Annotated in this window: 20 protein-coding genes, 1 tRNA gene and 1 riboswitch; of the genes, 15 read left to right on the plus strand and 6 right to left on the minus strand. The window is 46.0% G+C overall.

All coding sequences use genetic code 11. The features are described from left to right. The first annotated feature begins 4 nt into the window (after positions 1–4). Entirely contained in the window at positions 5–838 is an 834-nt protein-coding gene (locus tag AB4Y93_RS20555; RefSeq protein WP_441894717.1) for a carbohydrate ABC transporter permease, read from the plus strand. A 105-nt stretch (positions 839–943) separates the two neighbouring features. Here AB4Y93_RS20555 and AB4Y93_RS20560 read toward each other — a convergent pair whose 3' ends face one another. The 3 genes from AB4Y93_RS20560 to AB4Y93_RS20570 all read right to left on the minus strand — a co-directional run bounded on the left by AB4Y93_RS20560 (position 944) and on the right by AB4Y93_RS20570 (position 4,170). Further along, positions 944–1,591: an SIMPL domain-containing protein gene (locus tag AB4Y93_RS20560; RefSeq protein ID WP_441894718.1), complete on the minus strand. Its 648-nt coding sequence runs from the start codon at positions 1,589–1,591 to the stop codon at positions 944–946. Between the two features lie 294 nt (positions 1,592–1,885). After that, positions 1,886–3,181 (minus strand): UDP-glucose dehydrogenase family protein, encoded by a 1,296-nt coding sequence (locus AB4Y93_RS20565; protein WP_441894719.1) that lies wholly within the window; start codon positions 3,179–3,181, stop codon positions 1,886–1,888. Next, positions 3,178–4,170 (minus strand): sugar phosphate nucleotidyltransferase, encoded by a 993-nt coding sequence (locus AB4Y93_RS20570; protein WP_441894720.1) that lies wholly within the window; start codon positions 4,168–4,170, stop codon positions 3,178–3,180. Before AB4Y93_RS20570 ends, AB4Y93_RS20565 begins: the two co-directional genes overlap by 4 nt. A 191-nt stretch (positions 4,171–4,361) precedes the next feature. Between AB4Y93_RS20570 and AB4Y93_RS20575 the strand changes: the two genes are divergently transcribed. From AB4Y93_RS20575 to AB4Y93_RS20625, 11 genes are all read left to right on the plus strand, one after another. Further along, positions 4,362–5,387: a glycosyltransferase family 4 protein gene (locus tag AB4Y93_RS20575; protein WP_441894721.1), complete on the plus strand. Its 1,026-nt coding sequence runs from the start codon at positions 4,362–4,364 to the stop codon at positions 5,385–5,387. Between the two features lies 1 nt (position 5,388). Continuing rightward, a complete protein-coding gene (locus tag AB4Y93_RS20580) occupies positions 5,389–6,078 on the plus strand; it encodes a glycosyltransferase family 2 protein (protein ID WP_441894722.1) in 690 nt (229 codons plus the stop codon). A gap of 296 nt (positions 6,079–6,374) precedes the next feature. After that, entirely contained in the window at positions 6,375–7,214 is an 840-nt protein-coding gene (locus tag AB4Y93_RS20585) for a DegV family protein (protein WP_441894723.1), read from the plus strand. A gap of 138 nt (positions 7,215–7,352) precedes the next feature. After that, positions 7,353–7,694, plus strand: a complete 342-nt coding sequence (locus tag AB4Y93_RS20590; RefSeq protein ID WP_441894724.1) for a hypothetical protein — start codon at positions 7,353–7,355, stop codon at positions 7,692–7,694. A 120-nt stretch (positions 7,695–7,814) separates the two neighbouring features. Then, positions 7,815–9,071 carry an FAD-binding protein gene (locus AB4Y93_RS20595; RefSeq protein WP_441894725.1) on the plus strand — a complete coding sequence of 419 codons (1,257 nt, stop codon included), beginning with the start codon at positions 7,815–7,817 and terminating at the stop codon, positions 9,069–9,071. Between the two features lie 127 nt (positions 9,072–9,198). Next, positions 9,199–9,678, plus strand: a complete 480-nt coding sequence (locus AB4Y93_RS20600; RefSeq protein ID WP_441894726.1) for a hypothetical protein — start codon at positions 9,199–9,201, stop codon at positions 9,676–9,678. Positions 9,679–10,030: 352 nt separating this feature from the next. Continuing rightward, the gene (locus tag AB4Y93_RS20605; RefSeq protein WP_441894727.1) at positions 10,031–10,738 is read left to right on the plus strand and encodes a class I SAM-dependent methyltransferase; all 708 of its coding nucleotides are present in this window, start codon (positions 10,031–10,033) and stop codon (positions 10,736–10,738) included. Positions 10,739–10,795: 57 nt separating this feature from the next. Next, entirely contained in the window at positions 10,796–11,221 is a 426-nt protein-coding gene (locus AB4Y93_RS20610; protein ID WP_441894728.1) for an HIT family protein, read from the plus strand. Then, positions 11,218–11,976 (plus strand): hypothetical protein, encoded by a 759-nt coding sequence (locus tag AB4Y93_RS20615; RefSeq protein ID WP_441894729.1) that lies wholly within the window; start codon positions 11,218–11,220, stop codon positions 11,974–11,976. Before AB4Y93_RS20610 ends, AB4Y93_RS20615 begins: the two co-directional genes overlap by 4 nt. A 413-nt stretch (positions 11,977–12,389) precedes the next feature. Next, positions 12,390–13,850, plus strand: a complete 1,461-nt coding sequence (locus AB4Y93_RS20620) for a CoA-acylating methylmalonate-semialdehyde dehydrogenase (protein WP_441894730.1) — start codon at positions 12,390–12,392, stop codon at positions 13,848–13,850. A 32-nt stretch (positions 13,851–13,882) separates the two neighbouring features. Beyond that, positions 13,883–15,241 carry an aspartate aminotransferase family protein gene (locus AB4Y93_RS20625; RefSeq protein ID WP_441894731.1) on the plus strand — a complete coding sequence of 453 codons (1,359 nt, stop codon included), beginning with the start codon at positions 13,883–13,885 and terminating at the stop codon, positions 15,239–15,241. A gap of 104 nt (positions 15,242–15,345) precedes the next feature. Here AB4Y93_RS20625 and AB4Y93_RS20630 read toward each other — a convergent pair. Together AB4Y93_RS20630 and AB4Y93_RS20635 are read right to left on the minus strand one after the other, a co-directional pair. After that, positions 15,346–15,421, minus strand: a tRNA-Thr gene (locus AB4Y93_RS20630). Between the two features lie 79 nt (positions 15,422–15,500). Further along, the gene (locus tag AB4Y93_RS20635) at positions 15,501–15,713 is read right to left on the minus strand and encodes a YrzA family protein (RefSeq protein WP_441894732.1); all 213 of its coding nucleotides are present in this window, start codon (positions 15,711–15,713) and stop codon (positions 15,501–15,503) included. A gap of 167 nt (positions 15,714–15,880) precedes the next feature. Further along, a riboswitch (cyclic di-GMP riboswitch) is annotated at positions 15,881–15,967 on the plus strand. Positions 15,968–16,055: 88 nt separating this feature from the next. Here AB4Y93_RS20635 and AB4Y93_RS20640 point away from each other — a divergent pair. After that, the gene (locus AB4Y93_RS20640; RefSeq protein ID WP_441894733.1) at positions 16,056–17,834 is read left to right on the plus strand and encodes a methyl-accepting chemotaxis protein; all 1,779 of its coding nucleotides are present in this window, start codon (positions 16,056–16,058) and stop codon (positions 17,832–17,834) included. Between the two features lie 91 nt (positions 17,835–17,925). Here AB4Y93_RS20640 and AB4Y93_RS20645 read toward each other — a convergent pair whose 3' ends face one another. After that, positions 17,926–18,441: a DUF6886 family protein gene (locus AB4Y93_RS20645; RefSeq protein WP_441894734.1), complete on the minus strand. Its 516-nt coding sequence runs from the start codon at positions 18,439–18,441 to the stop codon at positions 17,926–17,928. A gap of 136 nt (positions 18,442–18,577) precedes the next feature. Between AB4Y93_RS20645 and AB4Y93_RS20650 the strand changes: the two genes are divergently transcribed. Beyond that, positions 18,578–19,531 (plus strand): ABC transporter ATP-binding protein, encoded by a 954-nt coding sequence (locus tag AB4Y93_RS20650; RefSeq protein ID WP_441894735.1) that lies wholly within the window; start codon positions 18,578–18,580, stop codon positions 19,529–19,531. Continuing rightward, entirely contained in the window at positions 19,524–20,282 is a 759-nt protein-coding gene (locus AB4Y93_RS20655; RefSeq protein WP_441894736.1) for an ABC transporter permease, read from the plus strand. The genes AB4Y93_RS20650 and AB4Y93_RS20655 overlap by 8 nt, the downstream gene beginning before the upstream one ends. Positions 20,283–20,312: the final 30 nt, after the last annotated feature.

Consider the following 20,312-nt stretch of genomic DNA (forward strand, 5'->3'; position numbering starts at 1 on the left):
TTGTATGAGTGCAAAACAACGAAAATGGATTTTTCAAATATTGCCTTACTCCATATTGGCTTTAATCGGAGTCTGCTTCCTGCTGCCCCTATTATGGGTGCTAGTAGCCTCCGTTGATACAAATGCCATGCAGTCTTTGAAGACGCCAACTCATCTGACAGGCAATAACTATGTGGACGTACTGACGAACAAAGACAATCAGCGTGCCTTTCTGATCGGCCTCTTTATGTCTGGTGGCCAAGCTGTTCTGGTCGTTATACTCGGCTTGCTTGCGGCTTATCCGTTGTCACGTTATCAACTTAAATATAAGAAGCCATTTATGCTGACCATCCTGTTCATGACCTCATTGCCAATAACAGCGGTTATGGTGCCAGTATATCAATTGTTCCTTAGCCTTAAGCTGTATAACAATATCTTTGGCGTTATTCTCTTCTTCGTAGCTTCTGCTATGCCGTATGGTATATGGATGTTGAAAAACTTTATGGACTCTGTGCCTTCCGAGCTGGAAGAAGCGGCATGGATTGATGGGGCTTCCGTATTTGTAGGGATTCGGAAGGTCGTTGCACCACTTATGGTTCCAGGTATTTGTACCGTTGCGATCTTTACATTCTCCGGCAGCTGGGGGAACTTCTTTGTACCGTACATCCTGCTTCAGTCCCCGGAGAATTTCCCGGCTTCACTTAAGATCTACCAATTCTTCGGACAATATGGCATGGCCGACTACGGTAAGTTAGCCGCTTTCTCCGTCATGTACGCCATCCCATCGGTTATGCTGTATATTTTGTCCCAACGCTTTATGTCCAAAGGGTTTGGCATGCAGGGCGGGATGAAGGGATAGGGGAGAGGTGAGAGCATAGTGGATAATCAGAAAAACCTTGATTGGCTTTGCGCCTTTCAAGGTTTTTTGGCGATATCTATATTGGTCAGTTATATACGTTAATTCTTACCCATACACATACCAAGCGCGGACAGAGGCTTTAAAGGTTAGCGTCCCAGGTTCAATTGACGTCCCGGCGTCCCCGGCTGGTATGGAAGCCGCCTTGAACATGACTGGCTCGAAGCCGTTCCGGGATGTTTCCATTACCTTGCAAGGAACGGCAGACAGGGAGACGCCAAGGGTTGCGGCAATGGCAAGTGCCTTCGCACCGGCGTCGCGTACGGCCAATGTTAAGGCCTCTCGCTGAGCTTCATCTGCGTGTGAGGAACGGAATGTCACATCGGATACCATGTTTGCTCCCGCGGCAACAGCGGCATCGATAATTTTGCCAGTATCCTTCGCTCCGTCAATCGTGACGCGTAATAGGTGCACGGCTCTGTATCCTCGGAAGACTTGCTTCCCGTCTATAAAATCGTATTGCGGCTCGATTGTAAATTGCGCGGTTGAGATATTCTCCCGTGGTACTCCTTGAGACAACAGTGCATTTATGATAGCTCCAATCTTCTCAGCATTACTCGCCTGAAGTTCTCCTAGGCTCTCGCCTTCCTGAGCAACGCCTAGAGTGACGACAGTCTCGTCTGGCACAGCCACTGCCATTCCTTCACCGATCACCTCAATCGTAAACTCACAAGAAGGCTGATACTGCTCCTTCAATACAATCGACCTCCGTTTCAGTTGTACCGTCTCTTTCTATATATAGACGTGATGTGGACTAGAGATGTTTCTGGAGTAAGGAATATCCGGCAGGCACAGTCATGTTGTATGTCAGGGAAGAAAGACTGCTGGTGTGGCAGTCGCATAAATATGCTTAAAAGAGAATTATAAAAAATAAAAAAGCCGCGGTTTACTCGGCTTCAGTAGTATACATATTCTTGTTGTCCGACAAATTCTCTTGCACCCAACAGGGCCAATGAACCTTCTCTTGTAACTATAAAAAGCGAATTATTCTCAATGATCGCTGCCGATACCTTGATAATAATATCCGATTCCACGCATCCGCCTAGCATCCATCATATTGCGCCCGTCAAAGAAGTTGGGTTGCCCGAGTAGCCTCTTCGCTTTCTTCCAATTCAGCTGTCCGAACTCGGGCCATTCCGTGCATAGTATAATCGCTTCCGCGCCCCGTAATGCTTCTTCGGCTGAGGAACAGACCTTCACCGCCGCGTAGGAAGGGTGCACCGGTAAAGCCGCAATGGGATCATAGAGCTTAACATTGGCCTGTTCGAGTAACAATTGATCGATTATCCGTATTGCCGGTGCTTCCCGAATATCGTCTGTATCCGGCTTGAACGCAAGCCCCAGTATCGTAATGTTCTTGCCTGCAAAGCCCCCCAGCCGCGACCTAGCCTTGTCGAGCAAATAGGCGTACTGCGTGCGGTTGACTTCTATGACTCCCTCCAAGATACGAAGATTTACATGATGCTTTCTTGAAGTCATAACCAATTCCGAGACGTCTTTAGGAAAACAGGAACCTCCGTACCCCAGGCCGGCTTGTAGAAAGCTTGACCCGATCCGAGGATCAAGACCCATTCCATCGGCAATCTCTTTTACGTTGACCTCCAGCTCGTCGCAGAGCCTTGCCAGCTCGTTCATGTACGATATTTTAGTTGCGAGAAACGAGTTGGATGCATACTTGATAAGCTCGGCGGTCCTCGGCTTGGTTACGATCCAAGGGCATGCAAAAGAGTAATACAGCTTTTGAAGCTGCTCGGTTGCCCGCTGGCTATCGGTGCCGATTACGATACGGTCGGGCCGCAAAGCGTCCTCGACGGCCTTGCCTTCCCTCAGAAATTCGGGATTGGAAGCGACATCGAATGGATAGGTCTCTTGTTGCGCGGCTTCTATCCACTTTTTGATCTGTTCCTGCGTTCCGACGGGGACGGTGCTTTTGGTGACGACAAGTTTATAGCCTTTCATCATGCGCCCGATGTCCTCGGCGGCTTGCCCAATGTAGCGCAGGTCCGCGCTTCCATCCGGCAGCGATGGCGTTCCGACGCAAAGGAAAATAACGTCATGTTCTTTAATGGCGGTTTCTTTATCCGTCGTAAACCGCAAGCGGCCGCTTTGCACATGCTTGGCAATCAGGTCCTCGAGGCCAGGCTCATGAAAATGCAGGCGTCCCTGCCTCAGCCGTTCGATTTTGCCCGCATCGATATCAAGTCCGGTTACCTGCCAGCCGATCTCGGCAAAAACCATTGCGGTCGTAGCCCCTACATAGCCCGTACCGATAATCAAAATTTTCAAGGCTTCTTCACCTCTTCATTCATGAGTACCCCAGCGACAATGGAATGCTCACCGATAATAACATTTTTAATAGGGAATGTGAGATCTTTCATATGAACCCCATTCAAAATGATGCTGTTCTCGATTTGACAGTTTTCAATCATCGAACCCGCTCCAATCGAAACGTAAGGGCCGATCTGGCAATCCTTCAGCACGCAGTCTTCCTCGATCGATACCGGCTCCACGATTGTGCAGCGCTCCAGCCAGGCAGATTCGTGAACCCGTTTCTTCAATGCCTTCGCGTCCAGCAATTTTTGATTGGCCAGCAGCCATCGATCCATCGTGCCGACGTCGATGTTCAATTGGTCGGTAACATGGTAAGCGACGACATGCTGCCTGTCGATTAACCACTGAATCGCATCCGTTATTTCGTACTCGCCCCGCTTAGAGGGCGTGATTTCGTCAATCGCGTCGAAGATCTCCTTCGTAAACGCGTAGCCCCCTAATACCGCTAAATTAGACTTCGGATGCGGCGGTTTCTCCTCCAGACCTACGATACGCGAATCTTGGATCTCCGCGATGCCGTAATCCTGTGGGACCGCAACTTCCGCGAGCAGCAAGGATACTTGTACACCGCCAAACTCGACGTCGTTCTTCAAATCGGATAACGGCGCGGAAATCAAATTATCCCCCAGCAGAAGTAGGAACGCATCGCCTGATATATAGTCTTTCGCTTGGTTTAGCGCATTCGCGATTCCCTTGGCCTCATGCTGATAGATGTACGTAATCGAGATGCCAAGTGCTTCTCCCTCGCCGAATTGCCCGCGAATGTCGGCTTCTTGGGATGGATGAATGACGATGCCGATACGATCTATTCCGAGCTCCATTAATTTCACGATTGATAATTGCAACAGGGGCGTATTTGCGACGGGTATAAGCGTCTTCGGCCGATTATTGGTAAACGGATATAAGCGGCTTCCTTTCCCTGCACAGAGAATTAATCCTTTCAATAGCTTCTCACCTCTTTCTATCAACTTCTACTATTCTATTAAAATGGTTTTCACTTTGTATGGGCGATATACTATACGCCGTATAAATTAGGTTTGAAATCGGTGAAAGAGCCGTGCCCTGCACAGATGTCCATTCATATCCTACAAGGAATGCCTATGGGAAGTTATTGACCTAAGGAGTTGAGAGACATTTGAGAATTGCTCAAATATCGACGAATACGATTCCTGTACCTCCGAAGGATTACGGGGGGACGCAGCGTGATGTGCATTATTTAACGGAAGAATTGGTCAACCGGGGGCATGAAGTGATTCTATTTGCTAAGAAAGGATCTACCTCGAATGCGACTCAAACGTTCGAATATGAGTCGGATGATCCGAAAGAGCAGCTGGATTTCATTATTAAAAACCTCCCGCCAGACGTGGATATCATACACGATCACTACGGCATTGTCGCGAAAGCGAATCCGCCTATTCCGACTATCTGCAATTCCCATTCCAAAGGAATTAAGTCAGATGTGCAGCTTCKGGTATATGTCAGCAAATTCATCCTCCGTAAATATGGAAAACGAAATGGCTATGCTGTCCATAATGGTATCCGCTTGGAGGATTACACCTACACGAAGGACAAACAAAATTACCTGCTCTACATGGGAAGATTGATCAAGGAAAAAGGCGTCCATCTCGCCATTAAGGTTGCAAAAAAAACAGGCATGCGGCTCATCATTGCCGGCACACTGAACGACAAATCCTATTTCAATACCAAAATCAAACCGCATCTGGGCAGTAAAATCAGCTATATCGGCCCCGTCGGCGGAGACCGCAAACGCGAGCTGCTTGCCAACGCAAGCTGCGTCCTGTTCACGTCGACTTGGGATGAACCCTTCGGACTAGTCCTCATCGAAGCGCTGGCCAGCGGCACGCCTGTTCTAGGCTTTAAGAAAGGCGGCGTTGCCGAGGTGCTTAAAGGAATGCCTCAGCTCCTATGCACAACGACATCCGACATGGCGATGAAGGTCAAATACCGCAAGCGGCTGCCCGCAGCCCGTGAATGCAGACGATATGTAAGAACCCGTTATTCCGACCGCATCATGACGGATCGATTCCTAACCTTGTACCAAAAAATCATTGATAAAAAATTGTACAAAATCAAAAAAAATACATTATGGAACCAACGCAAAGCAAAGCTTCTAGCTGCGCCGAAGGGAGATGACAAGTAAGATGATCACCGTAATCGCATGTACGATGAGACCCTCATTCATCGATAATGTATTCGAGAATTACGACCGGCAGCTATGGAAGAACAAACAAATGATTATCGTCTTGAATAACGACAAAATGGATATCGGACCTTATCAGGAACGGGCAAGCCAATATCCGGAGAACGAAGTCAGAGTGATCCAGCTTCCCCAAGAATACAAGCTCGGCAAATGCCTGAACCACGCTATCAAGATGGCCGAGGACGGCATCATCGCCAAGTTTGATGATGACGATTACTATGGGCCTAAATTTTTGCGTGAAGCCGCCCGTACAATCAAAAGCGGCAAAGCGTCCATCGTGGGCAAACATACTTCCTACATTTACTTCGAGGCTTCTCGTTCGCTGATGGTTTTCCGCAAGGGGGGCGAAATGAAATACTCGCGCAGTATCAAGGGCGGCACACTGGTCTTCCGGAGGTCGGTCTGGAAGCGTGTCCCGTTTCCCGAGTTCAAAGAGGTCGGCACGGATTCCGGCTGGGTTGGGCGGTGCGTCCGCAGAGGCTTTCTCGTGTATTCCATATCCAAGCGGCACTATGTTTGTATTAGAAGAAAAGATTTCAAAAGCCATACGCAAAAGAAAAGCACGAGCCTCTACATGTCGCACTGCAAGCTTGTTCGCAAGACGAAGGATTACACACGTTACGTAAATTAGGCACGAACGGTAATGCATACTAGGCCAATTATGCTGGATATATTCGAAAACTATAACCGTCAGGAATGGCGAACTAAGGTAAGATGTTGACTTTAAATGAACAAAGCATCCCTGCTAATCGGCAGGGATGCTTTGTGTGTTTGAAGCTCAGATTCCATATTTTCACTTATTCCTTCGGTTAAAACCATGCGATAATAGACTGATGTGAGTGGGAGAAAGTTCCACTAATTATATTGAAACCAATTGATCACTTTCACGTATTGTTCGTAGTTTAGCTATTTTAAAGGAGGCTCTTTATGCCTGACATCAGGATTGTTACGGATTCCACAACAGATTTGCCGAAGGAGCTGCTCGACCAGCACGAAGTGGAAGTCATTCCTTTGTCGGTATTTGTAGATGGAGAAACATACGAGGATAATGTGACGATTTCTCCACTTGAATTTATTCAGAAAATGAAGATTGCCCCTGAATTGCCAAAGACATCACAGCCTGCGGTTGGTGTATTTCTCGAAATGTACGATCGGCTTGGGCAAAATGGAGATACGATTATTTCCATTCATATGACAAGCGGCATGAGTGGTACTTATTCCACTGCATGTGCTGCAGCCGCGATGTCCTCTAGCAATGTCGTTGTCATAGATTCACAGATGATCTCTCAGGCTCTTGGTTTCCAAGTGATAGAAGCGGCGAAAATGGCTCGTCAGGGATTAACGGTCCAACAAATTAAGGCCAGATTGATGAAGATTCTTGATAACACAACTTTATTGGTTGTCGTGGATACGTTGGAAAATCTCGTGAAGGGCGGCAGAATTGGCAAAGCCAAAGGATGGATCAGCTCTATTCTTAGCATTAAGCCGATTGCTATGCTTGAACAGGGCATCTATACACCTGTCACCAAGGTTCGGACGTCCTCACAGATTATTAAGAGTCTGCTTGAACGATTTAACAGTGACACGGCCGGCAAGGAGATTACCGAAATTGGGATCTCACATGCTGATAATCTCACCTTAGCCGAACGGCTTCGGGAAGAACTAAGCCGGATTACAGCAATTCCAGTCCGTATACGTCCAGCAACACCGGTTATTACGACGCATACAGGACCTGGAGCAATTGGTTTTATGTATTGTGCGGAATAACAGCAGGGCTGTCTCTTATTATAAGAGGCAGCTCTTTTTTATCTATTTTTTATGAACCCTGAGAACATTGGCGAATTTTGTTGATTTTTCGCGAAGATTTGGTATTATATTGACGAGTTCATGGGGGGAGTCGATTGGGTGATCCGTATTACTTCGTTAATAGATAAGGGCTTTGAATATCATGTGCTGCCCCAGGGTTTGCAAATGCTCGACAATGTTCTGGCTGTAAAGTTGGAAGGCATAGAAGAGGAAGTTAGCATAAGATTAAGCTTCAGCTTTCAGAGCCGTGTATGGACGATAGATAAAGTGATTGACCCGAGTGTTCATATCGAGCAGATCTTTGAATACAAACCTGAGTTATTAGCAGAAGGTTTGCAGCTCATTACGCGGATTGATGAGATGAACGGTATGGATGAGGAAGAATTTGAAGCAGCATGCGAACGCGGCGAATTTAAAGATATTTCTGGTATAACAAATTAACTGGCCTTTAATTAGGCTGGTTTTTTATTTTTGCCTGTAGCAGGAAATGAAGCCTTATACGCATAATGACTATATGTGAGCTTTATCAACTTGAATAACTTCTTAAGGAGTGTACGGATTGTGGCAAATGATCGTAACTGGGCAGGTAATTATAAGTATAGTGCATCAGAATATCTCTTTCCCGAAACAGTAGAAGAAGTGCAGGATATTGTAGTTCGCAGCAACAAGCTGAGAGTGCTTGGATCAAGGCATTCTTTTAATGGAATAGCGGATACGAACGCAAGCCTGGTATGCCTTCAGAAGATGAATCGTGTTCTGGCACTGGACAAGACCAATAACCGAGTAAAAGTTGAAGGTGGTATCCGTTACGGAGAGCTTGGTGAATACCTTTACCAAGAAGGCTATGCGCTGCACAATCTGGCATCGCTGCCGCATATTACAATAGCTGGTGCTATTGCAACAGCAACCCATGGCTCTGGCGACCGGAACGGCAATCTTTCAACGGCGGTATTTGCGCTTGAAATTGTTAAAGCTGACGGTACGGTGGCGGTATTTACTCGAGATGATGAAGATGGGCTGTTTAATGGAGCTGTTGTAGGTCTGGGTGCCCTAGGTGTAGTAACAGCAATTACGCTGGACATTCTTCCGGTATTTGAGATTAGCCAATATCTCTATGAAAATCTTCCATTGGGGCAGCTCGAGAGTAACTTTGATGCGATATATTCAAGCGCTTACAGTGTTAGTCTGTTCACAGATTGGAAGGAATCTACGTTTAATCAAGTATGGCAGAAAAGATTGGCAGGAGAAGATCACCCAATAGAGGGAGCGTCTTTCTTCGAGGCTATTCCGGCAATGGCAAAGCTTCATCCTGTACCAGGGCAGACGGCGGAAAATTGCAGTGAGCAGTTAGGTGTTCCGGGGCCATGGCATGAGCGGCTTTCGCATTTCCGGATGGACTTTACCCCTAGTGCTGGTGAAGAGCTGCAGAGCGAATATTTTGTTGCACGCCACCATGCTTATGAAGCACTATGTGCAATCAATGAGCTTAGTGAGCAGATCTCACCTCTCTTATTTATTTCTGAGGTTCGTACCATTGCGGCGGACGAGCTGTGGCTCAGCCCGAACTATAAGCAGGATTCCGTTGCGTTCCATTTCACCTGGAAGCCGGAGTGGGAGGCAGTCAAGCAAGTGCTTCCATTGATAGAAGCTAAGCTGGAGCGATTCGATGCACGTCCTCACTGGGCTAAGCTGTATACTATGTCAGCCGAGCGTGTGCAATCGCTGTATAAGAAGCTCCCGGAATTCCGTGAACTGCTGTTACGATGTGACCCAGACGGGAAGTTCCGTAATGCGTATGTGGATGAGTATATTTTCTAGAATTAACAAGGAAACCGAGTCCCGGTAAGGGGTCTCGGTTTTTATTTTTTGATTAGGATATATTTTATTAAACGTTGGATGCAACAAAGAACATAATAATGCGTTTACATATTTAGGAAAGGGAGTGATGGAGATTCGATTTGTTGCTTTACTGATATTATGTTGTTTAATAAGTGGATGTAGTGTTGAGAAGCAGCCCGAAGATAGCATTCATTCGATCCTTTATGATTTTCCAGAACCAACAAGTTTCCCGTTTGAAGTTAATGACATCCGCACGGAGATTGCAATTGATAGTGTGGATACACTTCATCAATTTGTATTTCACTATAAAAATAAGCAGACTGCTCAAGAGATAAGGTATATTTTAAGCAAAGTTATTGATGAGTCAGAAACCGCATCTTATGTAAAAGGGATGAAACCACTGGAAGCCATAAATGGAAAACAAACCTACTACGAGGAAGATGAAACTAGTCAGTCTATTTGGTGGGAAAGTGATAAAGGTTTTGTAGCTCGTTACGTCTATTATATTAATGGCAATCAGGAGCCTTTAGGCGAGAATACATTAACAGAATCCGAGTTAATAGAATTAGTTAAACAGGTGCAATAAATCATAAGCAAAGGGACTTATATCTATGCAACCAGCGAAAGCTAGAGAAAGTGCTGGGAGAGTTAGGGCGTCTGGCATGCACGCAAGTCTTCTTCGTACCTGGCAACTATGAACGAGAGCAAACCATTCGTTTCAAGAAGCATCCGCTTACGTCGGAACAATACAACTCGATCCTGCGACAAGTGCAAAACAGAAATATAAGGGTCTTGGATAATAAGCATTCCGTTGTACATATTCATGGCTCTCGCATTCTTGTATATGGCTTTGATAATTCGATTTATGGCAATGAACATTACCGGAAATAGCTGTCGTCCATATTAATCCTAAATAAAAGAGGCGGGGCGAATTCGTCATGGAATCGAAGTTTCTTGAGGCACGTACGGAAGAAATCAAGTACCACGAGAAGTTTTATGCCGAGCATGATTTGTTTGCACCGGGGACGTGGCTGGCTAAACCTGTGAAGGCAATAATGGACTCGTTGGAATTATTGGATCCAAATGATCTTCGTGTGTTGGATTTGGGTAGTGGTGTCGGACGGAATGCTGTACCGATCGCCCAAGCGATCAAAATGTATAACGGTAGGGTAACTGCTGTCGACCTTATCCCATCTGCTATAACGATCCTTCGGGAGAATGCGATTAAGTACAACGTTTACGACAATTTGGTGCCCATCATCAAGGATGTAGAGGATTATCAGATTGAACCTCAGTTCTATGACTATATTATCGCTTGCTCCTCTCTTGAGCATGTAGCTACGGAAGATGTCCTTCGATCTGTCTTTACTAGAATGATAGAGGGGACAAAGCCTGACGGGATCAATGCCATTCTGATGAATACGGAGGTTGAAGAGGTTGATTGCGAGACAGGTGAAGTATCTGAGGGCTTAATCGAATTGAATTTGAAAACCGATGAAGCTTTAGAACTCATGAAAGATTGCTATACAGGCTGGGAGATTGTAGTTGAGAGATTCATGCCTCAGTCAATCAATGAAATCAAATACGGTAAATCTATCGAATTCCGTGGCAATTGGCTTACCTTTATTGTTCGTCGTTCAAGCTAATCCATTGTATGGAGGAAACCACAATTTGAAATAAACATAACAGGAGGATATAGCCACATGGACTGTTTAGGCTGCCGCATTGCGAATGGAATTGAACCGGACTTAAACCTTATTTATGAGAATGAATTTGTGACTTGTGTGCTTGATATCGCACCGTTTAATGAAGGTCATGCCTTAATTCTCCCCAAGCAGCATTATCTCGATATAGAGGAGCTTGACTCGAGCACCGCGTATGCCATCATGGATGCATCCAAGAAGGTGTCAGTCGCCTTGAAGGAAGTATTCAATCCGGATGGCATCACCATCTGCCAGAATGGCGGCATTTTTAATGATTTGACGCATTACCATATGCATCTAATTCCGAGATATAAGGGTGATGGTTTCTCATGGAGCGAGCCTCTTCAGCCTCATGGAGCTGAGAAACATTTGCAAGAGACCAGAGATCGTATTCTCCAAGTCTTATCTAAGGAGACCCGTGTATGAATGCTCCTGAAGAGATTTTAAAGGTATGGAGAAAATTTGATCATTTCCCGATGGAGACATTAACGAAAGCTTGGTACTATCAGCAAAATACAACAAGAAAACAAAGAGATCCTTCTATGATGAAGGAACATCGCGAGCAATATGGGATAACCGGCAATTGCTTTGACCTCTCTTTATGGCTGCTGCATGAGTTTGACCAAGAGGGAATTGAAGCTTTTCCAGTGGGTCATGACTTAGGGACACCAGATGCACATGTGGCAGTTATTGCAAAGAGTGAACACGGCCACCGTTATTATTGTGATCTGGGGGATCAATGGCTAAATCCGGTTCTAATCGATACGGATTGTGAGGATTATCATGCGGATAAATTACATGGATTCTTCCCGGCTGCCGAAATTCAGGTAAAGGCTGAAGGAAACTTGCTTACGATACAATACCATCGATCAAACGGAAAAATGAGCCAGCAGGATTTTGATACAACGCCGGTTGCAATCACAGACTTATGGAAAGCGGCAGAGATCTCCCAGAATACGATTAAACAACGACCTCTATTAGAATGCAGAGTTCCTTTCAACGATGAAATCGCTCATTGGGAATTTTATAACTGGAGCAGCGTGTTAAGCACAACTCAAGGATTATTTGAAGAGCCTGCAACTGAGGATATTGAGCAATGGTGCACTAGAATCCATCAAAAGACTGGCTACGATAAAACAATGCTTTCAGAAGCACTACATTTTTATAAAAGTATGCAATGAGACTCTCTCATAAAAAGGAAGATATTACGTAAATTAAAAAGTTTCAGAAATGGTGATATAGTTGCCTAAAACTATATGACCGTTTTTTTGATTGTTATTTAGATTTGAAATAAATTACTTTTTTGAGGACGGAGTTATTCGAATGATTCTGGAGAAGCGTTAGTTTATGCTTACGAAGTAGCTTTCTTTCAGAAAGCTTGAAGCGTTCGCTTTTGCTCGGGTATTCCAACCTTACCCTGTTGATTCAAAGGAATCCCCGAGCAATGGCGATCGGAAGAACATTCGAATACGTAGTTTGTGACGATCAGGTTGAAAAAGCCTCTTCAGTTCGTGACATTATGTCTAATGAAAACGGTAATATCGGGCTCTATACTAGACATAGATAATAAGTGGAAGAAAGGCAGGTGGTCTATTTGCATCAGTCTCAGTCAGCGGTCGTTAAGGTTCGGAACTATATCCACGGAGAATGGTTAGAGCCAGCAAGCGGTCGTTATGAAGATGTTCAGAATCCTGCCACAGGAGAGGTCATTGCACGAGTTCCGTACTCTGGGCAGGAGGATGTTGACCGTGCAGTCCAAGCTGCTCAGCTCGCGTTCGAGGAGTGGCGGGAGGTTGCAGTGCCTAGGAGAGCGCGGATTCTCTTCAAATACCAGCAGCTGCTTATTGAGAAATGGGACGAACTAGCCCGAATCATCACTACGGAAAACGGCAAAAGCTACGTGGAAGCACATGGTGAAGTGCAGCGGGGTATCGAATGCGTTGAATTTGCAGCGGGAGCGCCGACTTTAATGATGGGAACCCAGCTGCCCGATATTGCTACAGGTATAGAATCAGGCATGTATCGGTATCCGCTTGGTGTCGTAGGCGGAATAACACCTTTTAACTTCCCGATGATGGTGCCGTGCTGGATGTTCCCTCTTGCGATTGCATGCGGAAACACGTTCATCTTGAAACCATCCGAGCGCACGCCAATCCTGGCGAACCGTCTGGCGGAATTATTCAAGGAAGCAGGTTTGCCGGATGGTGTACTGAACATCGTGCATGGTGCACGTGATGTGGTGAACGGGCTGCTCCAAAATAAACAAGTAAAAGCAATCTCTTTCGTTGGCTCACAGCCGGTCGCGGAGTATGTGTACAAGACTGCTGCCTCGCATGGCAAACGCGTGCAAGCACTTGCTGGTGCGAAGAACCATTCCATCGTGTTGCCTGACGCTGATATGGAGCTTGCAGTGACGAATATTATTGCTGCAGCTTTTGGTTCAGCCGGTGAGCGTTGTATGGCCTGCTCCGTTGTGGTTGCCGTTGGTGATGCGGCAGATAGGCTGCAGCAGCAGCTCGTGGAAGCAGCTGACCATATCAAGATCGGCAACGGATTAGAGGAGGACGTATTCCTTGGCCCTGTGATTAGACAGGAGAATAAGGATAGGACGATTGGCTATATTGAGCTGGGGGTAAAAGAAGGAGCACAGCTTATACGTGATGGGCGTCTGGATACAGTTGACGAAGAGGGTTATTTTATCGGACCAACCATCTTTGATCATGTGAACCCGAGCATGACGATCTGGAAGGAAGAGCTGTTCGCACCAATACTTGCGATTGTGCGGGCGGCGTCTTTGCAAGAGGCGATTGAGATCAGCAATCAGTCGGATTTCGCTAATGGCGCCTGCCTGTATACGGACAGCGCGAAGGCGATTCGCCAATTCCGTGAGCAGATCGATGCTGGGATGCTGGGGATCAATCTTGGCGTGCCTGCGCCGATGGCCTTTTTCCCATTCTCGGGTTACAAGAACTCCTTCTATGGGGATCTTCATGCTAATGGCCGGGATGGCGTAGAGTTTTATACACGTAAGAAAATGGTTACCGCCCGTTATTAATGATAAATGGCTGAAGGAAGGAGAGTGGAGTCATGTCGATTAATCAAGAAGAGGCAGATCTGATCGCCAAGGATCGCCAGTATGTATGGCACGCTATGTCACCTTATAATGAACAGGCACCTCCCATGGTTGTTACGGAAGGGAAAGGCTCATGGATTACCGATAACGGGGGAAACCGCTATTTGGACGGGATGTCGGGACTATGGTGCGTGAATGTTGGCTACGGCAGAGAAGAGCTCGCTCGCGCAGCCTACGAGCAGCTTAAAACTTTGTCCTATTATCCGCTGACACAAAGCCATGTTCCTGCAATCCGACTCGCTGAGAAGCTTAATGAATGGCTGGAGGATGATTATATCATCTTCTACTCCAACAGCGGCTCCGATGCAAATGAAGTGGCGTTTAAGATCGCAAGGCAATATTTTGAGCAATCCGGTGCTCCAAGCCGTTACAAATTCATCTCCCGCTACCGGGCGTATCATGGCAATTCGATGGGGGCCCTTGCCGCAACCGGGCAAGCTCAGCGCAAGTATATGTATGAACCACTTGCCGGAGGCTTCCTCCATGTTCGTCCACCTGACAGCTACCGCCGCCCCGAGGGAATGACGATTGAACAGTTTAATCTGCAATGTGCGCTCGATATCGAACAGACCATTAATTGGGAAGGTCAGGAGACCATAGCGGCAGTCATTATGGAACCAGCGATCACAGGTGGTGGAGTAATCGTTCCGGAACCGATTTATCTAGAGAAAGTGCGAGAAATCTGCACAAAGTATGGTGTGCTCCTCATCATAGATGAGGTGATCTGCGGATTTGGACGTTCCGGCCGGAAGTTCGGTCATATGAATTACGGTATTAAGCCGGATATTGTAACGATGGCGAAAGGCTTAACCAGCGGCTATCTTCCTTTGTCGGCCACAGCGGTGCGTAAAGACATTTATGAAGCATTCAAAGGGAAAGAGATGTACAGTCATTTCCGCCATTTGAATACTTTCGGCGGATCACCGGCATCCTGTGCACTAGCTCTAGCGAATCTGGAGATTTTGGAACGGGAGCAGCTGGTCGAACGGTCTGCAGCGTTGGGTGAACGGTTATCGGAGGAACTTTCGGTGCTGCTGGAGCATCCGATTGTTGGGGATATCCGAAGCTTTGGATTCTTAATGGGGATTGAGCTCGTAAGTGATAAGCAAACGAAGGAGCCATATCCGCTTGCCGGCGTCGTTCGAATCATTGGAGAGTGTAAGGCAAAGGGGTTAATAATCGGCAAAAACGGCGATACCGTCGCAGGCTACAATAATGTGCTTACGATCAGTCCGCCGTTGTCATCTACCGATGAGGATGTCACCTTTATTATCGAAACGTTAAAGGAAGTCTTTGGGAATCTTAAAGTTTAGGAAAACAAAAAAAGCCTGATCGCTATCAAGCTTCCTGAATGTTAGCTCTATGGTCGGGACACCAGGTGCTCTACCAAGCTGAGCTACGTCCTGGAAAAAAAAGATGGTGCCGGCGATAGGAGTCGAACCCACGACCTACTGATTACAAGTCAGTTGCTCTACCAACTGAGCTACACCGGCATATTGTTTTGTATCGGGCACAAAACGTATTATGCCACAGCTTGTACCGATTATGCAACCCCTTTTTTGAAAAAAGTTTTTAACGTTTTTTTGCCTTGAAATGAACGACTGCACTGTACTGCATTTTCCCTGTATTCGGATTAAAAACAGCATGATGCTGGACTTGATGAACTTGCAGCAGCAGTGCTTTATTATTCTCAATTTGCTGGTCAATCCTTAGCTCCAGCGTACGCAAATCGCCTGCTTCAAAAAACTCAACCTTATCTTCAATCAGATCTAACCGAAATTCCATTCTGCACGTCTCCTGTCAATGTAAGGTGAATCTATTATACCGTTATTACTAATGGTTTCAAAGAGTTGAGCCGATAGTAATAGAGGGATGGCAATAGAACCATTTTTTGTTTACAAAAAGGTAGATTTATCCTAAACTAGTGCCTGTGTCGAAAATAGTCGTAATTACACTGAAAAAGGCAAACTTGTCGAAAGGCAAGGACGCAAAGTTATGGGCCTAATGCTGGATATAGCGATGGTTGCCAGACCGCCGGATGCAGGACATAGTGCCTTAACCAGCTATCCGCCCGTCTTTGGCCGGATAGCTTATTTGTTTATTCAGTGACAGCGAGGAGAGACGAGGATGAAGGAACGGGTTAAAAGTGCATTACAATGGCTGGGATCAAGCAAACGGGTTTTGGGTGGCAGACGTAAGATAGGAGTCAGATTGCTCCTGTTAGCCAGTATTATTACTTTCTTTAACGTAGTGGCTGGTGTATTTATTTACACGCAGAACCTATCGGTATCACATGCTGTAAAAGAAACAAATACGTTAACTAGTGCGCAGCGCGAGTATGAGGGGATATCCAATACGCTGCTTCAGACGCTGCTCTTGATGATTAACTCGATTGAGAACAACAATGACAGCACTGCAGCTGCGGTGGTGGATCCAAAAGAACGTCTGGCGGACATGCCTGGTCAACTGGAGCATTTGAAGAAAACGTTCGAGAAGCTGGACAAAATGTTTCCGGCAGAAGAAGAACAGCAGAATTATGTTGGACAAGGTAACATCTATGAGATCGCGTATAACGATTTGAAGAGCTCTAATGTAACGGAGTTCGAAAATTTGACTGCCGAAATGAAATCAGCACTTGTGCTTAGACTCGTAAATATCTACTTAAACGAGCTGGAATTTGCGAATCAGAATGTGAATGCGCGCATTACAGTTGATGCGGCGCATACGGATAAGAAACTGTCCGACAGTGTTAATACAGCCAATATCATCATTTTAATTAACGTGCTGCTCCTAGCAGTAATTCCATTCCTGTTTACTTTTGGACTAGTAAAAAGTATTAAAGCCGGTCTTCAAGGGATCATGGGTCGTATTAACGCCTATCAGCATAATGATTTTACTTATGATAAATCGCTGGACCGAAAAGATGAATTTGGCGATATAGATCGCTCGCTTGCAGCCATGGGTGATAATTTGAAAGCTACGGTAAAAGCAACCCTTAGTGTCAGCCAGACCGTTCTTCAAATGTCGAACCAGATGGGTGAGATGATTGGCCGCAACCGTACGGCGTCCGAGCAAGTGAAAGGGCAAATCGATCTGGGTACAGCCGTATTGCTCTCCCAATATGATGATGCTACCTCAATCTCGGCAGTTACCGAGCAAATCTCGGCAAGCTCGCAGGAAATTGCGGCTTCGAGCGACTACATCAATAAAGACATGCAGCAAATGAAAGATGATTCCCATACAGGCTCGGTTGATATGGAAGGTGTCGTTCAGATGGTTAATCAGACGGTAGAGCAATTTAACCAGGTGACAGAAGCCTTCAACCGAATTACAGAACGTTATAGCAATGTCTCGAAATTTCTCAATAATATCCAAGATGTGAATACGCAGACCAATCTGTTATCACTGAATGCGTCGATTGAGTCAGCACGCGCCGGGGAACATGGCAGAGGCTTTGCAGTAGTTGCTGAAGAGATTCGCAAGCTGTCGGGTCAAACCGATTTGATCTCGAAAAATATTTCGAAGGAAATGCTGCTCATTCAAGAGGACGTGGCATCAAGCAGCAAGAGTATGGGAGCTTTTGCAGAAGTGATCTTCTCTACAAAGCAGGCTTCCATCTCGGCAAGTGATGTGTTCAAAGGACTAGAGAAGCAAAGCCATACGTTATCTGAGCAGGTAAGTGAAATCTCGACTGCCATTAATGAGATCACAACAGGCATCACTCACATCGTAACCGCAGTGGACAAGCTGCTGCATACCTCCTCCGAGGTGAATGGGAAGATGGAGCAAATGGGTCACTTGTCTATTGAGCAGAATGATATCTCTGACAACCTGCAAGGGATGGCGCAGAACCTGCAGCAATCTTCTCGTGAGCTGAAAGAGAAGGCAGCAATCTTTAAAGTGTAATATTTTTCAATTTCTTTTCATTTCTTTTCAAAGCTCAATCAAAAGGCTGTTTTCCCAGTTAATCTAATGGGAGAACAGCCTTTTTGACGTTTTATTGAGTGCTTGCTTGATCAAATTGGTGTATGCCAAAATCGGTAAGGGATGATTGCAAAATAGCTTCTCGCAGTGGATGTAGATTAGAGGTGAATCGAACCTCGACGCCTATTGCCATCAATAGGTCCAGCGGATTAGTAAGCGGCTCCACCGCTAGTGGAGTAATCGTCTCCGTGGAGATGTAATAGCCGGCAGTTTCATCAAATAATTGAAAAGAATCGGCAGGCAGCTCATAACGGTATAAGGTTGCTTGCTTAATTCGGTCATACCATCCCGTCTCTACCGTAATGATGATCTTGCAGGAAGTGAGACCAAAGAACAAATGGTTATCTGCTTCCGTTAAGCCATCTGATCTTTTATATACAATTCTGGGGCATTTCCTTGGGAAAAAGAAAGTGAATTCATGCTCCTCATCAATAGCCCATACGACAGGAGGCATATTGGTGCGGTTCGCTTTTACCCTGGGAACAAAACGTTTAATCGAGCTTTCCTCGCTAAAATGAAACAATCTCATCGTAAAACCTCCGATTCGAATGGAGATGCTTTTCTATTTTAGAGGAAATGGATAATTTTTTCAAAAAAGCCTCTTTACAATACTAATGACCTAGTGTACTATTCAACTATAACACTAATACAAAAGGAGCTGCGGGATGAAAACAGCTAAAATATCTAATCCATCGATTGTGCTTCAGTTGGACGGCTTAACGAAAAAGATAGGCGGCAAAGCGATTGTTGATGGTTTGTCCTTCGATATTGCGAAGGGCGAAGTGGTAGGCTTGCTTGGTCCAAACGGTGCAGGTAAGACAACTACAATGCGAATGATTGTAGGCTTGATTGGAATGACAAGCGGGGATGTACGTATTTGCGGACAAAGCGTGCGTACAAACTTCGAGCAGGCTATCAGTCATGTCGGGGGGATTATAGAGAACCCGGAGTTTTATCCGTATATGACCGGTTACGATAATTTGATGCAGTATAAACGGATGACCGCAGGTGTGACAGAAGCCCGGATCGCGGAAGTGACAAGACTTGTTGGGATGCAGGATGCGCTGGGTAAACGTGTGAAGGCTTATTCCCTTGGCATGCGTCAACGGCTTGGTATCGCACAAGCACTGCTGCATGAGCCTAAGCTGCTGATTTTGGATGAGCCAACAAACGGTCTGGATCCAGCCGGGATTAGAGAGATGCGTGAGTATTTGAAACAAATCGCCGAAGCAGAGGGCATAGCGATATTGGTCTCCAGTCATTTGCTGAGCGAAATTGAACTGATGTGCAGCCGGATTGTTGTCATTCAGGAAGGCAAGCTGGTTACGATTCGTTCACTTGGTGAATCTGAGATTCCTACACAAAAGCTTCTGTCTATTTCGCTTCAAGTAGGAAATGCAGAGCGTGCACAGGAGTTAATCAATCTGATGGAGGATATAACGATTACGCGAGCTGATGCATTAACGAATCGGATTACCCTGCAGCTCAGACAGGATCAAATCCCGGGCCTTGTTGGCAAACTGTCAACGGCAGGCGTGGAGATTTACCGAATTGAAGAAGTTCGTGAAACACTCGAAGAAGAATTTATGAAGCTGACGGGAGGGAACCGCATTGCGTAATTTTACAGGATTGTTGGTAAATGAATGGCTGAAGCTGTCTAAGAAAAGATCATTTTTCGTCGCGTATGCGATCCTGGCTGTTGTATTTGGGATATTAGCTTACGCCTTCTATGAATTATCGCCAGATGGCCTTAACTCAACAGTGGATTTCGCTACAGGGACGATCATGCTGCAGGCTGCGGGGCAGCTTGTACCGGTTCTTGCAGTCCTTGCAGCGGCGGGCAGCGTTACGCAAGAGCATCGTTACGGCACGATTAAATTTCTCCTAATCCGAGCGCAAAGCCGCCATAAAATTTTAGCATCCAAATATATCATATCGGTTGTATATACGCTTACTTTGGTCCTTACTGCAGCTGTGCTTTCCGTTGTTGCCGGCTATATCGTTTACGGCGGTGGAGCTGGTGAGTCTACATGGTCGGATTTCTTAACCAATATCGCGAGTCTTGCAGTTTATTCGATTGTGTTCGTCACCATGACCTTTATGATCGGAATTTTGACGAAATCGAATGGTGCGTCAATTGGTGTCGGGATTTTCTCCATGATGGTAGGAAGCCTGCTTGTTATGCTGCTCTCCCGCTATACCATTACGAAGTATTTATTGTTCAGTAATACAGATCTGTCGGTCTATAACGGAGACGGACCGCCGATTGAAGGGATGACGATGGCTTTTTCCATTGTTATACTGCTTGTATATATGGCGCTGTTCCTATCCGTCAGCTTTGCTGTATTTAAGAAGCGCGATATCGCATAAGCGAGGCGTTTCCCGGGCCGACGAAGGAAA

The organism is Paenibacillus sp. YAF4_2, assembly GCF_052113225.1.
Classification (GTDB): Bacteria; Bacillota; Bacilli; order Paenibacillales; family Paenibacillaceae; genus Pristimantibacillus.

Excerpts from the sequence above, each read along its gene's own strand:
- AB4Y93_RS20615 (WP_441894729.1), top strand. The coding sequence starts at position 11,218 with ATGAATGCTCCTGAAGAGATTTTAAAGGTATGGAGAAAATTTGATCAT.
- AB4Y93_RS20650 (WP_441894735.1), top strand. The coding sequence starts at position 18,578 with ATGAAAACAGCTAAAATATCTAATCCATCGATTGTGCTTCAGTTGGAC.
- AB4Y93_RS20625 (WP_441894731.1), top strand. The coding sequence starts at position 13,883 with ATGTCGATTAATCAAGAAGAGGCAGATCTGATCGCCAAGGATCGCCAG.
- AB4Y93_RS20600 (WP_441894726.1), top strand. The coding sequence starts at position 9,199 with ATGGAGATTCGATTTGTTGCTTTACTGATATTATGTTGTTTAATAAGT.
- AB4Y93_RS20635 (WP_441894732.1), bottom strand. The coding sequence starts at position 15,713 with ATGGAATTTCGGTTAGATCTGATTGAAGATAAGGTTGAGTTTTTTGAA.
- AB4Y93_RS20605 (WP_441894727.1), top strand. The coding sequence starts at position 10,031 with ATGGAATCGAAGTTTCTTGAGGCACGTACGGAAGAAATCAAGTACCAC.
- AB4Y93_RS20585 (WP_441894723.1), top strand. The coding sequence starts at position 6,375 with ATGCCTGACATCAGGATTGTTACGGATTCCACAACAGATTTGCCGAAG.
- AB4Y93_RS20645 (WP_441894734.1), bottom strand. The coding sequence starts at position 18,441 with ATGAGATTGTTTCATTTTAGCGAGGAAAGCTCGATTAAACGTTTTGTT.
- AB4Y93_RS20580 (WP_441894722.1), top strand. The coding sequence starts at position 5,389 with ATGATCACCGTAATCGCATGTACGATGAGACCCTCATTCATCGATAAT.
- AB4Y93_RS20610 (WP_441894728.1), top strand. The coding sequence starts at position 10,796 with ATGGACTGTTTAGGCTGCCGCATTGCGAATGGAATTGAACCGGACTTA.
- AB4Y93_RS20640 (WP_441894733.1), top strand. The coding sequence starts at position 16,056 with ATGAAGGAACGGGTTAAAAGTGCATTACAATGGCTGGGATCAAGCAAA.
- AB4Y93_RS20555 (WP_441894717.1), top strand. The coding sequence starts at position 5 with ATGAGTGCAAAACAACGAAAATGGATTTTTCAAATATTGCCTTACTCC.